The organism is Geoglobus sp. (assembly GCF_054018175.1).
This window is the reverse complement of the sequence record NZ_JBPLZQ010000003.1, coordinates 1-13,014: the sequence shown is the minus strand read 5'-3', so window position 1 is coordinate 13,014 and position 13,014 is coordinate 1. Positions and strand designations below refer to the sequence as shown.

Here is a 13,014-nt window from a genome sequence, read left to right as displayed (position 1 = left end):
GGAAAAATGGATATACAGGGTAATAAAACTTTCACCTGTGAAACACCCCGCGTTGATACAGTTCAGGGGTAACGTAGAGGGAATAGACAGGATGATAGAGAAGCTCGACGAGGTAGAGGTTGTCAGAAATAAGTACGGAATTGATGTGTATTTCGAAGACGTCAACACCGCGAGAAGGTTTCTGTCCAAGGTTAAGAAGCTCAGACCTGCAATCGTCAAGTCCAGCACAAAGTACGCGGGACTGAGAAGGGGAAGGGTCAGGTGGTTTTTCACGTACTCCGTGAGGTTTACAGATGAAAAGTGACGAGTTCTTCAAAATCAGGAGAGATCTGAAGAGGTTCAGCGACTTCAGAAAGTACCCGTACCCGAGAGGGACCCTGTTCAGCATACTCCTCCAGAAGAGGATCGACAACGTGAAGAGAAGGTACCACATCTACACTGCAAAGCTCCCGGAGATCGCAACATACTGGGAGAAAAACAGGAAGATACCGGACTGGCTGAGACTGCCACCAGTAATGAGGCTGAAGCTCCTCATGAAGTCGCTCGGCATGACCAACAAGGAGATCTCGAGGTGCTTCTCCAGTCCAGACGACAGCGAGTTTTCGGAGATGGTGTGGTCGGCCATATACAAGGACTTCATATACTCCCCAATCGCGGTCAGGTACCAGTTCGCCAGGGGGAGGGTCGGAGAGGAGATAATACGGGAGTACTTGGAGTCGCTGAACGTGGAGTTCAAGGACGAGAACCAGCTGAGACCTGCAAAGAAGACGCCGGATTTCTACATCGAAGACGGAATAGAAGTGGAGGGAAGGAGAATCAGGTGGATAGAGAGCAAGGCTCTGTTCGGAGACATAAAACTTCACAGGTTCTACTCGAAAAAGCAGTACAACCAGTACCTGGAGATGTACGGTGACGGAATGGTGATATACTGGCTCGGGAAGATAGACGAGCTGCACTCACTCGCGATGCTGAAGGACCACGGCTTCATAGACAGCCCCTCGAAGAGATTTCTCGTTGAGATGAAGGTGTTCCTCGCCGATAAAAACCCGGAGGAGGTCGCCGAAAGACTCAACACCGAGGTGTTCGAGTGGAAAGCCGACGATATCCGATCAAAGGAGTTTCTCCGGGACGTCATGAAGCTTTTCGACTCGGTGAGAACGAACATCGTAGTTGCCGGATGGAACAGAGATCTGGTTACCGTGCTAAGGAATATGGGGCTCCTGACGGTGATTGTATAATCCGAAACAGAAAAGCTTATAAGATTCGCTCCATCATCATGAATCCGTATGGGTATAAGGGAGCTGATCGGCAACGTAAACGGTGGAGAAAACGTTCTGATTCTTTATCCCGACAATGACGTTTTTCTCTCGTTCTCAAAGCTTATTGCCGATCACTACAGTCGTGAAAACATAGGGTGGTTCGTCTTTAACGAGATCGCAAAAAAGAGGCTCGAGAAGTTTTTCAAGATATTCAGCAGAATAGCCCCGAAAGATGCCGGCAGGATTTTCATGAGCTACGACGACATCAACAGGAGCGTGATAATTGCCTACGGGTACCACTTCCAGATAATGACCGGGATCGGTGCGGACGACCCACTCATCCGGCTCGTGCTTGACGACAACCTGACGCTCTACAACTTCATATACCGGAACGCGATAGACGAGAAGAAGATGATCGCCCTTAAGGACCTTTTCGACTACGTCATAGAGGTGGAAGAGAAGGAGGCTCCCCTCGGAAAGGAGTTCTTCTACAGCGTGAAGGCCTACGTTTACCCGCACACCGAGTTTTCAGGGGCCATAAAGATAGGTAAGGACTACACGCTCATCGAGTGACCGCAAAGAATTTATAATTATAGAACATGAAAAAACTCGATGAACCTGAGGAGCTTCATAAGCTCAAATACGACGGGAGAGAACGTCCTGATTGTCTACCCGAGAAACGAGGTGTTTTTCTCACTGTCAAAGCTCATTGCGGATGTGTGGGGCAGGGAATCCCTTCACTGGTACGTGTTCAACGAGGTGGCGAAGAGAAGGCTCGAGTCGAGCTTCAGGCTTTTCGAGGGGTTTGCCCCGAGCAATGTGGGAAAGATACTGGAGAGCTACGATGAGGTTGACTCGGGAGTTGTAATCGCCTACGGTTACCACTTCCACATCTTCGACGGCGGCTTTGACGAGAAGCTGATAAGGCTCGTGATGGGTGGGGGAGCAATCATATACTTCTTCCTGCTGAGAGGTTCGGTGGACGAGAGAAAGGAGAGAGCGCTCAGAGACCTATTTGATTCAGTGATAGAGATAGACGAGAAGGACATATCTCTCGAGAAAGCCTACCTCTACACGGTAACGGAGTACAGGTTTCCGTTCAGAGAGTTTTCCGGAGCGTTCAGCATAGACAGGGACTACTCCATATTCGAAGGTTAAAATCGCTCATTTTAAATAGTTTCAAAATAAATTCGGGCCATGAAACCTTCCGAGTTTGCAGAAGTTGTTGAGAGATACGTAAGGCCATCAACATTTCCGATAGGGTTCAAACTCGTCAAAAGCATGGATGAAGTCCCCGAAAAGGCCAGGAAGATAGAGGGAATAACGATCTGCCAGGCATACAACATGGCGAGGAGGTACAGGTGGACTGTGTACTTCGACGGTGAAACAACGTGCCCCCTTGGCCTGATAGCATACGGGTTCGCGGAGCCAGACGAGCTGTACAGGAGCGGCGAGCTTGCGTACGATGCCGGATATGCTGCAAGCAGGGAGGTCGGGGTGAGGTTCGAGGAGGCCGTTCCGAAGATGACGACCGGAGAGTACATCGGCGGATTCGTCTTTCCTCTCGAGAGGGACGAGGCAGTTCCAGACTTCGCGGTCGTTTACGGGAACGCAGCACAGATACTCAGGTTCATACACGCGGTGCTTCACGAGAGGGGAGGGGCGTTCGAGACCAAAATCCTCGGAAGGGCTGCGTGCAGCGAGTACCTTGAGTCATTCATGGAGAAGAAGGCAAGGTATGTCGTGCCCTGCTACGGAGACAGGCTTTTCGGCCTGACGCAGGACGACGAGGTGGCGTTCGCATTCCCATGGGAAATGGCCGAGGATCTGGCAAGAAACCTCGAGGCAACCCACAGGAGAGGGATAAGGTACCCCATCCCGTCCACGGCGCTCAGGCTCAGAATGATACTCCCGAAAAGCTACGAAGAGTCGGTAAAAAACATGAAGGGTTCAGAGTGATGTCAGGAAGAACTCGTGGATTCTCGTGTCGTCTGTCAGCTCAGGGTGGAATGCCAGGCCAATCACATTTTTTTGCCTGACCGCCACGATCCTTTCCTCAAACCTCGAAAGGACCTGCACGCCATCGCCGACCCACTCAACGGCCGGAGCCCTTATGAAGACTGCCCTCACGCTGCCAATTCCCTCGAACTCCAGATCCGCCTCGAAGCTATCCCTCTGCCTCCCGAACGCGTTTCTCTTCACTCTGACGTCCAGCAAACCGAGCAACTTAGTCCCCGTCCTCTCGACCTGCTCGTCCCCGTGTTTGGCAAGCACTATCAGTCCGGCGCACGTGCCCATGACCGGCTTCCCCTCTCTGGCAAGCCTGATTATCTCCTCTGCGATTCCATCCCTCCAGATGAGCTTGGATATCGTGGTGCTCTCCCCGCCGGGAAGTATGACCGCATCGCTCTCCCCCACAACATCCCGCTTCCTCGTGGCGACTACCTCCCCCTCGATCCCCAGCCGCTCCATTGCCTTCTCGGTTATCTCAACGTGCTCCTCCACGTCACCCTGCACGCCGACGACGGCTACCCTCATACTCCCCTTTCCTGCATCTGAATCTCAAGGTCCGAAACATCAAGTCCCTTCATCGGCTCACCCAGTCCCCTGCTGACCTCTGCTATGACCTCCGGTTCGTCAAAGTGCTCGACAGCCTGAACTATCGCCTTTGCGTATTCTTCTGGATTCGAAGACTTGAAGATGCCAGAACCGACAAAAACCCCATCTGCGCCGAGCTGCATCATGAACGCTGCATCTGCAGGAGTGGCAACACCACCGGCAGCGAAGTTGACGACGGGCAGCCTCCCCATCTTCCTGATGTCTTTCAGCACTTCAAACAACCCCTCAACAATCTCCCAGAGCGTGTACTCTTTGTAAATGACCTCGTCCTTTCTGAACTCTACCACGTGATCGAACTCGTTCTTTATCCTCTCCGGGAGCCTGAGGTACGCTCTGGCGTAATTTTCAGCCAGGTTGTAGATCGAGTAGTCGTCCATCTCCTCCACCCTGTCGATCGCGTAGTTCATCATCCTCATATGCCTCACAGCCTCGACGACGTTGCCCGTTCCTGCCTCACCCTTGGTCCTTATCATCGCCGCTCCTTCCCAGATTCTCCTCACAGCCTCTCCGAGACTCCTCGCCCCGCAGACGAAGGGAACCGTGAACTTCCTCTTGTCTATGTGGTAAAACGGGTCAGCTGGTGTGAGGACCTCACTCTCATCTATCATGTCCACGCCGAGGGACTCGAGTGCCCTCGCCTCGGCATAGTGGCCTATCCTCACCTTGGCCATGACAGGGATCGTGACGGCGTCCATAATCTCCTGAATTATCTTCGGATCTGCCATTCTCGCCACTCCTCCGCTCGCCCTGATGTCGGCAGGAACCTTGTGAAGCGCCATCACGGCCACGGCTCCAGCATCTTCTGCTATCGCTGCCTGCTCGGGAGTCGTGACGTCCATTATGACTCCACCCTTCTGCATCTTCGCAAAGCCCCTCTTGACGAGCTCAGTTCCGAACCTGAGATTTTCCAGTTCCATAAGCATCACCCTGATTCACACATCATAAATCAGAAGTGTTTTTTTACCTTACGCATACCAGCCTTGTGGGTGTTGAGTCCGCAAGAAGGAACCTGGACGAGAGGAGAAGAAAAATCGTGGACGGCAAGTTCCTGATGCTCGCAGAAGATGTCAGGAAGATCAAGGAAAGGTCCGTCGAAGAGCTCGACCACCTTATCGACAGGGCAATCACTTCCCTTGAGGCCGGTGGCTTCGAGGTTTTTGTTGCCGAAAACGCAGATGAGGCGAGAAAAATCGCCATTGACTTTTTCAGCGATTCGGGCACGGTTGTCAAGGCCAAGTCAACAGTAACGCACGAGCTCGGAATAAGAGAGGCGCTCGAAAGCGCTGGGGTTGAGGTCTGGGAAACCGACCTCGGAGAGCTGATCGTCCAGCTCGCAGGGGACAGGCCAAGGCACTTCACCCTGCCGGCAATACACCTTTCCGCCAGCGAGGCCTTCAAGCTCTTCGGAGTGGAGAGCATTGACGAGCTTAAGACCAAGGTCAGGGCCTTCGTTCGGAGCAAGATACTCTCCGCAGATGGCGGTATAACCGGTGCCAATGCGGTGTCTGCGGACGGAAGCGTTGTGATTATAGAAAACGAGGGAAACGTCAGACTCGTCAGCTCAATTCCTGAAAAGCACCTCATATTCGCAGGGGTGGAAAAGATAGTGGAGGACCTGGAATCGGCACTCAGGGTCTGCGAACTCACATGGAAGAGCGCGGGTTACAGGATGCCAACGTACCTCAACGTAATCTCGGGAAAGAGCAAGAGCGGCGACATCGAAAAGAAGGTCATAACCGGAATCCACGGGCCAGAGAGAGTTGGCATAGTTCTGGTCGACAACGGGAGGATGAGGGCGAGAAAGGGAGCGTTCAGAGATGCTCTTTATTGCCTCAAGTGCGGTGCGTGCCTCTTCTCCTGCCCGAGCTACACGGCACTCAACGCGGACTGGGGGAAAAGCTACAGCGGAGGAATAGGGACTGTGTGGGATTACATAACCGGGAAAGAGGTTAATCCGTTCTTCTGCCTTGGATGCGGCATCTGCAGAGAGATGTGTCCACTCAAAATAGATGTTCCGGGGATGCTGAGGGTTCTGAAGGGAGCAAATATAAGTAAAAATCAGTAAGGTTAAATAACGCTCATGTAAAGCTTTCCGAAGGTGAAGAACATGAAGCTCGGTTTTGTTGGAGCAGGCAGAGTTGGTGCCACTTCGGCATTCACGTGTCTCCTCAACATGGACGTGGACGAGATCGCCCTCGTGGACATTGCAGAAGATCTCGCAGCTGGAGAGGCTATGGACCTCACGCACGCCGCGGCAGGAGTCGACAGGTATCCGGAGATCGCCGGCGGTAGTGATTACTCCCTCCTCGAGGGCAGTGACGTGATAGTCGTCACTGCAGGGCTCGCGAGGAAGCCGGGAATGACGAGGCTCGATCTCGCAAACAAGAACGCGGGAATAATAAAGGACGTCGCCAAAAACATCATGAGGGTGAGTCCGGAGAGCAAGATAATCGTCGTGACGAACCCAATGGACGTCATGACGTACATCATGTGGAGGGAAACGGGAAAACCGAGGAACGAGGTTTTCGGGATGGGCAACATGCTGGACTCATCGAGGCTCAAGGCCACCCTCTTCGCCCAGGGCGCGAGGAACATAAGGAAGGCGTGGATCATAGGTGAGCACGGCGACAGCATGTTCATCATGTGGAGCCAGGCGGACTTCGACGGAGAGGTGGACAGGGACAAGACGCTCGAGCAGGTGAGGTTCGTTGCCGCGGAGGTGATAAAGAGAAAGGGTGCAACGATCTACGGACCTGCGGTGGCTGTCTACAGGATGGTGAACGCCGTCGTCAACGACACGAAGGAGGAAATCCCGACGAGCGTCATTCTGCAGGGAGAATACGGAATAAACGATGTTGCAGTAGGTGTTCCCGCCATTCTCGGATCTGACGGGGTAGAAAAGGTGGTGGAGTACCCCCTCCCTGAAGACGAGCTGAGCGCCCTGAGAAACTCGGCAGGCATACTGAAGGAAAGGTTGAAGGAGCTCGGTTACTGAACCCACATATTTTTGCCGGCCTCACCAAAAACATAATATTCACTCCGCACAGATGAGCAATCGGGCCGGGGTTGCAGAGAGGCACTGCGGTGGACTCGAGATCCACTGCCCGATGAGGGCACCTGGGTTCAAGTCCCAGCCCAGGCGTGTTCTCTCCACAACAATTCACTTCCCGCAGATCTGATATGCCGGGCAGCAGCCATTCCAGTTAGAGGTTGCTGTGCCGTTTTAATTGTCCGATAAACATTTTTTGAGTTTTATAATCCACATTTAACAATATTTATCATGGAAAACTATTTATAGGTTATCAATGTTAAGTATTATTGGTGATTAATCATGAGATTGTTCCTGACGCTGTGGGGGATAATGTTCGTGGCCTTCGCGGGGATAAACCTGGCCATTCTGTCATACGCCTACGGAGGCATTCCAGAGTTTGGAGCATACATGAAGGTTCTCGGGCTGACTGTCGTCGGGTCATTCGCCCTTGCCGGAATTATAGGAGCAATTGCTGGTATTTCCGGAACTATTGAAGCAATCGAGAGTCCCCGGACCAAAAAGAAGGAAGCGAGCTGAGATTTACGAAACTCTCCTACCTCTTTATTTTCCTGCAGGTTTTTCGCACTTCACACCACTTCGAGGTCGGTCTCGTTGCCTGCAGGGTCGTAAGCCTTCCAGCAGTTTTCGCAGTAAGGATAGTGCACGATCAGGTGAACTCTGCCGTAGGACGAGAACGTCGAAAGATCCTGGGGAGATGGTCTGGGATTAGATGACGGATGGCTGTGAACAGTCCCGTAAATTCTCATTCCGAGCGGGATGAGGGACGTGTTGAAGCTCGCGTAGTCCTCACCCTGCTGGAAGGGTATGTACACGAACTCCTCTATCACGCCTTTTTTCCCTGTTAACAGGGCGAAGAACTCGTGTGGATGGTTCTCCCTCGCGATTTCGATGAGTGCCCTGAGAAGTTCCCTCCTTATCTTCACACTATCTCCCCCACTGCCTCGAGGAACCTGTCGTTCTCATGCCTCCTGCCGACTGTCACCCTGAAGTGGGGACCGCTCAGCCCCTCGAGTCCGGTGACGTCTCTGACGAGAATGCCCCTTTCCATCAGTTTTTCCACGATGTCCGGAACGTCGTGCCTCACAAGCAGAAAGTTGGCCCGGCTCTCATAAACGTGGAACACCTTGGAAAGCTCTTTTCTGAGCCTTTCCCTCTCCGAAACTATCAGCTCGGCGACGCGCCTGTAGTACTCCACGCTTCTCAAAGCCTCAGCTGCAGCAATCTGCCCCAGCATCGAAACTGCGAACGGGCTTCTCACCTTCTCAATTGCCCTCACGACCTTCTCGTCCGCGATCGCGTAGCCTACCCTCATGCCCGCAAGCCCGAAGAACTTGGAGAAGCTCCTCAGAACTATCAGGTTGTCGTAGTGCTCCAGCAGGTGTGCACAGCTGTTTCCGGAAAACTCGAAGTAAGCTTCATCAACCACCACGTAATCGAAGTTCTGCAGGAACTCCTCGATCGCCCTAACCCTCACCTCATTTCCCGTGGGGTTGTTGGGACTGCAGAGAAAAGCAAGCTTTCCCCTGTCGTAGCACCCGTCTATGGCGTAGCCTTCGTAAATCCTGGTTTCTATTCCCGCGTCCCTCAGCATGGAGTACATCACGTACATCGTGTAAGAGGGCATGGGGATGAGTACCCTGTCAAAAGGCTCTATGATGATGTCAGTAACAAGCCTGATGAGGTCTGACGCCCCCGAGGAGATAGCGATGTTTTCTGGTGCGAAACCTGTGTATTCAGAAAGCATTTCTCTCAGCACCCTGTAGTATGGGGAGGGATACCTGTTTATCCTGAAAACGTTCTCATTTATCGCTCTGACGACGTTCTCAGCTGGCGGATAAGGGTTTTCGTTGGACGCGAGCTGTATCACGTGACCCTCAAAATCCTCGGGAAACGGACCGGGGTCGTATTCATTTATGAGACTGACCACCATTCGCATGAGGCTGAGTTGTCGCGGAAGGTTTTAAGGGTTGCCATACAAAGATGCTCGTGGATTTCTGTATGCGTATAATTCACAATATTTAAATAACCTTCCCGAGTGTTTTAGCCGATTGTTATGTGCGGGATAGTTGGCATACTCTCAAAGAGGAAAAGAGATGACCTCGGAGCGACGATCATCGAGATGATGAACAGACTCCAGCACAGGGGGAGGGACGGAGCTGGTGTTGCACTTTACGGTGGATTGAGCCTGAAGGATAACGAGTTCCTCATGAGGGTCGAAATTCAGGGTGAAGAGGAGGAAAGAAAGGACCTCATCGACTCCGTCGCAGAGCTCGCAAACCACTACGGCACCATAAAGTCCATCCAGAATCTTGTTGAGGCTGAGGATTACTACATAACAGACTTCCTTGTCGAAAAAATAGAGTTCAGGAGGCTTAAGAGGCTCGCCCTCGAGGTACAGGGACTTGAGAATGTGGCGGTTCTGTCTGCGGGAAAGTTCGAGATGTTCAAGGATGTGGGCACGATAAATCAGGTGGACTCGATCTACAGGGTCTCGGAGAAGGGCGGGACGCATGCAATCGGCCACATAAGGTTCTCCACCGAAAGTGGCGTTGACAGGTATCACGCTCACCCATTTCAGAGCTTTCTGTACCCTGACATAACCGTGGTTCACAATGGCCAGATAACCAACTACTGGAACACCAGAAAGAGGCTGGAGGCCAAGGGCCATTACTTCACAACCGATAACGACACGGAGTGCATAGTGCACTACATAGCAGACAAGCTCCTCGAGGGGTATAAGTTGGAAGAGGCTCTCGAGTGTGCCGTCAGAGACCTCGACGGGCCGTTCGCATTCATAATCGCCACTCCCAACGAGATAGGAGTAGCAAAGGATAAACTCGGCCTGAGGCCTGCGATGGTCGCCGAGGGGGACGGGCTTTTCGCAATTTCGAGTGAGGAAGTTGCTCTCGAGCCCCTCAATCTCGATACCGAGTATCTCGCCCCCGGTGATTTTAGAGTGTACAGGAAGTGATGGAAATGGAGATCGATTGCAGAGATTTGAGCGTTAGGGAGATCAACAGGACGATAAAAGAGGCAGTGAAGAGTGGAGAGGATAAAATCGTGCTGCTAAATCCCGGTGCAAAGCACTACCTCGCAGCCGGAGTCGTTGGCGATGTGGAGATTATCGTGAAGGGAAGCGCAGGATACTTCGCAGGGACGATGATCCACGGCGTGAGGATGGTCATAGAAAAGAACGCTGGCTGGTTTGCCGGAGATAACATGACCGACGGATACATCGAGATAATGGGTGCGGCCGGAGACGGCGTGGGCCAGGGCATCTACGGCGGAACGATAGTTGTGAGAGGCAACGCCGGGGCAAGGACGGGAGAGATCATGAAGAACGGGACCATAATCGTGGGGGGAAACAGCGACTTCATGACCGGGCTTTACATGATGGGAGGAAGAATGGTCGTGCTCGGAGACCTTAGAGGTATGGCTGGAGAGAGCATAGTCAGGGGAGCGATATACGTCAAGGGAGAAGTCGATAGCCTGGGCAAAAACGCAAAGATCGTTGAGATTGACGAGCAGGACGAGGAGTGGTTGAAGGAAACTCTCAAGGCTCACGATTTTCCTGCCTTCACCGAAAAGTTCAGAAAGATCGTTCCGATAAGGAAGAGGTTTGTTTATGGTAGCGCCCCATCGGAGGAGGGTTAGATGGTATTCGAAATAACCATAGACAGGGATAGGTGTATCAGGTGTCTCAGGTGCGTCAGGTACTGCCCCACGTCAGCACTCGTTGAAGAGGACAGGATGCCCGTTGTTGGGAAGCAGACCGCCTGCGTCGGGTGTGGAAACTGCGTTGACGTGTGTCCTGCAGGCGCGATTCAGGTTTTCGGAACGTCGGACCTCGAGGACAGGGGGCTGTGGAGCAGAGCGATGGTGCACGAGATCTGGAGGAAGGCTGAGAGCGGAGAGTACCTTGTGAGAGGTACAGGGGCGACGAGGCCCGTGCCCCACTTCGACGACCTCGTCATACTGCCGGCCCAGACGTCGAGGCCACCCATTGACAAGTACAGAGAGCCCTGCGACACGAGGGTTGTGCTTGGAGACAGGTTTGCCGAGCAGCCCCTCGTTCTCGAGACGCCGATAATGGTGGCGGCCATGAGCTATGGTGCGCTGAGCCTCGAGGCGAAGGTCGCGATCGCTAAGGGCACGGCTATGGCGGGAACGGCCACGAATACTGGAGAGGGTGGCATGCATCCGGAGGAGAGGAAGAACGCGAAGCTCCTTGTAGCCCAGTACGCAAGCGGGAGGTTTGGAGTCTCGTCGAAGTACCTCAACTCTGCAGATGCCATTGAGATCAAGATAGGCCAGGGCGCGAAGGCAGGAATGGGTGGGCACCTGCTCGGTGAGAAAGTAACGGAGGACATTGCCAGGATAAGGGGCATACCACCAGGAACAGACGCCCTATCGCCGGCAAGGCACATGGACATAATCGGCCCAGAGGACCTTGCGATGAAGATAGAGCAGCTCAGGGAGATAACCGACTGGAGGATCCCCATCGCCGTGAAGTACTCTGCGGGGAGAGTTGCAGACGACGTCAAGATTGCCGCTAAAGCGGGGGCTGACATAATAGTCGTGGACGGCATGCAGGGAGGAACGGGCGCAACTCCAGATGTGGTTGCCAACCACGCTGGAGTTCCGACCATAGTCGCGATCGTGCAGGCGGACGAGGCGCTCAGAGAGATCGGCATGAGAGACGAGGTAAGCCTTGTTGCTGCGGGAGGAATAAGGACCGGCGCGGATGTCGCAAAGGCTCTCGCGCTTGGAGCAGATGCCGTGCAGATAGGTACCGGAGCCCTGATCGCTCTGGGGTGCACGGTCTGCAGGCAGTGCCACATGGGCAAGTGCCCGAAGGGCATAGCAACGCAGGACCCGAAGCTCAGGAGGAGGCTCGACCCTGAGAAGGGTGCAGTGAGGATGTACAACTACATAAAGGCAATGACGGAGGAGCTCAAAATACTTACTCAGCAGGCGGGAAAGACGGACGTGAGGAACCTCGAAAAAGAGGACCTCAGGGCGATAGACATAAACACGTCCGCAATCACGGGAGTGAAGCTCGCCGGCTGGGACAGGCCGTTCAGGTTCTGAGCCCCAAAAACCATTTTTTCAAAATATTTTGCTCCACACGTTTGTTTTGCAAACTACCAGTTCTTCGCAACCCCATGTCACGGGAACTGGACAACATGTGCACCCCTTCCCCATCCCATTAAAAATCTTTAAACTTAATCCATTATCAGAAAATTTTATATAACCGCATACGGAGGAACGTTAAAAAATCTTCAGGTGGTGTGGATGGACGTTGAACAGGCCAAGAAGTTTCTGCAGGAGAATGGAATAAAGCAGGTTCTGTGTGCTTTTACGGATGTCAGGGGATACATGCAGACGTTCAGCATCCCCGCGAGAAAGTTCATAGAGGGTAGTGCCTTTGAGGGCATCGGATTCGACGGCTCCTCGATCAGGGGATTCAAGTCTATAAACGAGAGTGACATGGTCTGGATGCCGGACGTCTCGACCCTCAGAATCGTCCCCTGGGAGACCGATCCGGTTCAGAAAACCGCGATAATGTTCGGTGACGTTTACGAAGCCTGGGGAAGGGAGCAGAGCGATGTTGATCCAAGAGGTTACGTGGCAAAGAGGGTCGAGAAGAAGCTCGCAGATCAGGGGCTTTCCGCGATCTTCGGCCCCGAGATAGAGTTCTTCCTGTTCGAGAATGTCGATCCGACAAACCTCGTTTACGATCTCTGGGTCTCACCAAACGGTGGAGCTGGAGACAGCTGGGGGCCTCCGAGAGTGATGCCTGAAAGTCCGGAGATGACTCCGGGTGGGATGATCATAAGGCCAAAGGAGGGCTACTTCAGACCACCACCGGAAGACACAACCGTCGCTTACAGAAACGAGCTCGTCGAGATACTCGAGTCCTTCGGAGTTATGGTGGAGTACCACCACCACGAGGTTGCAACAGCAGGACAGGTTGAGCTTGACTTCGAGCCGAAAACACTCGTGGATGTTGGAGATGCGTTCTACTACTACAAGTTCGCCGCAAAGAACCTCGCGGCAATGTACGGAATGATCGCCACATTC

General features: G+C 53.2%; 16 protein-coding genes and 1 tRNA gene. 13 read left to right on the top strand and 4 right to left on the bottom strand.

Features of this window, described 5'->3' with window-relative positions:
* From ACXJJC_RS00215 to ACXJJC_RS00195, 5 genes are all read left to right on the top strand, one after another.
* On the top strand, positions 1-304 hold a 304-nt coding region (locus ACXJJC_RS00215; protein ID WP_456368447.1), incomplete at its 5' end, for an NMD3-related protein.
* The gene (locus tag ACXJJC_RS00210; RefSeq protein WP_456368446.1) at positions 294-1,238 is read left to right on the top strand and encodes a TPD domain-containing protein; all 945 of its coding nucleotides are present in this window, start codon (positions 294-296) and stop codon (positions 1,236-1,238) included. The genes ACXJJC_RS00215 and ACXJJC_RS00210, both read left to right, overlap by 11 nt.
* 48 nt (positions 1,239-1,286) lie before the next feature.
* Positions 1,287-1,832: a hypothetical protein gene (locus tag ACXJJC_RS00205; protein ID WP_456368445.1), complete on the top strand. Its 546-nt coding sequence runs from the start codon at positions 1,287-1,289 to the stop codon at positions 1,830-1,832.
* Between the two features lie 39 nt (positions 1,833-1,871).
* A complete protein-coding gene (locus ACXJJC_RS00200; protein ID WP_456368444.1) occupies positions 1,872-2,417 on the top strand; it encodes a hypothetical protein in 546 nt (181 codons plus the stop codon).
* A 39-nt stretch (positions 2,418-2,456) separates the two neighbouring features.
* Positions 2,457-3,218: a DUF169 domain-containing protein gene (locus tag ACXJJC_RS00195; RefSeq protein WP_456368443.1), complete on the top strand. Its 762-nt coding sequence runs from the start codon at positions 2,457-2,459 to the stop codon at positions 3,216-3,218.
* Here ACXJJC_RS00195 and pdxT read toward each other — a convergent pair.
* Both pdxT and pdxS read right to left on the bottom strand, forming a co-directional pair.
* Entirely contained in the window at positions 3,210-3,797 is a 588-nt protein-coding gene (pdxT, locus tag ACXJJC_RS00190; protein ID WP_456368442.1) for a pyridoxal 5'-phosphate synthase glutaminase subunit PdxT, read from the bottom strand. The genes ACXJJC_RS00195 and pdxT overlap by 9 nt on opposite strands.
* The gene (pdxS, locus tag ACXJJC_RS00185) at positions 3,794-4,795 is read right to left on the bottom strand and encodes a pyridoxal 5'-phosphate synthase lyase subunit PdxS (protein WP_456368448.1); all 1,002 of its coding nucleotides are present in this window, start codon (positions 4,793-4,795) and stop codon (positions 3,794-3,796) included. The genes pdxT and pdxS overlap by 4 nt, the downstream gene beginning before the upstream one ends.
* A gap of 65 nt (positions 4,796-4,860) precedes the next feature.
* Between pdxS and ACXJJC_RS00180 the strand changes: the two genes are divergently transcribed.
* The 4 genes from ACXJJC_RS00180 to ACXJJC_RS00165 all read left to right on the top strand — a co-directional run bounded on the left by ACXJJC_RS00180 (position 4,861) and on the right by ACXJJC_RS00165 (position 7,446).
* Entirely contained in the window at positions 4,861-5,943 is a 1,083-nt protein-coding gene (locus tag ACXJJC_RS00180) for an LUD domain-containing protein (RefSeq protein WP_456368441.1), read from the top strand.
* Between the two features lie 42 nt (positions 5,944-5,985).
* Positions 5,986-6,873 (top strand): malate dehydrogenase, encoded by an 888-nt coding sequence (locus tag ACXJJC_RS00175; protein WP_456368440.1) that lies wholly within the window; start codon positions 5,986-5,988, stop codon positions 6,871-6,873.
* A 64-nt stretch (positions 6,874-6,937) separates the two neighbouring features.
* A tRNA-Ser gene (locus tag ACXJJC_RS00170) sits at positions 6,938-7,020 on the top strand.
* A gap of 189 nt (positions 7,021-7,209) precedes the next feature.
* Positions 7,210-7,446, top strand: coding sequence for a hypothetical protein (locus ACXJJC_RS00165; RefSeq protein ID WP_456368439.1), 237 nt, complete (start codon positions 7,210-7,212; stop codon positions 7,444-7,446).
* A gap of 50 nt (positions 7,447-7,496) precedes the next feature.
* Here ACXJJC_RS00165 and ACXJJC_RS00160 read toward each other — a convergent pair whose 3' ends face one another.
* Together ACXJJC_RS00160 and hisC are read right to left on the bottom strand one after the other, a co-directional pair.
* Entirely contained in the window at positions 7,497-7,853 is a 357-nt protein-coding gene (locus tag ACXJJC_RS00160) for a Mov34/MPN/PAD-1 family protein (protein WP_456368438.1), read from the bottom strand.
* Positions 7,850-8,866: a histidinol-phosphate transaminase gene (hisC, locus tag ACXJJC_RS00155; protein ID WP_456368437.1), complete on the bottom strand. Its 1,017-nt coding sequence runs from the start codon at positions 8,864-8,866 to the stop codon at positions 7,850-7,852. The genes ACXJJC_RS00160 and hisC overlap by 4 nt, the downstream gene beginning before the upstream one ends.
* A 117-nt stretch (positions 8,867-8,983) precedes the next feature.
* On the opposite strand from hisC, the gene ACXJJC_RS00150 reads away from it, so the two are divergent.
* From ACXJJC_RS00150 to ACXJJC_RS00135, 4 genes are all read left to right on the top strand, one after another.
* Entirely contained in the window at positions 8,984-9,901 is a 918-nt protein-coding gene (locus ACXJJC_RS00150) for a class II glutamine amidotransferase domain-containing protein (protein ID WP_456368436.1), read from the top strand.
* Between the two features lie 5 nt (positions 9,902-9,906).
* Positions 9,907-10,584 carry a GltB/FmdC/FwdC-like GXGXG domain-containing protein gene (locus ACXJJC_RS00145; RefSeq protein ID WP_456368435.1) on the top strand — a complete coding sequence of 226 codons (678 nt, stop codon included), beginning with the start codon at positions 9,907-9,909 and terminating at the stop codon, positions 10,582-10,584.
* A complete protein-coding gene (locus ACXJJC_RS00140; RefSeq protein WP_456368434.1) occupies positions 10,585-12,021 on the top strand; it encodes a glutamate synthase-related protein in 1,437 nt (478 codons plus the stop codon).
* A gap of 204 nt (positions 12,022-12,225) precedes the next feature.
* Positions 12,226-13,014, top strand: a 789-nt coding sequence (locus ACXJJC_RS00135; RefSeq protein ID WP_456368429.1) for a glutamine synthetase beta-grasp domain-containing protein, incomplete at its 3' end; no start/stop codon positions are given.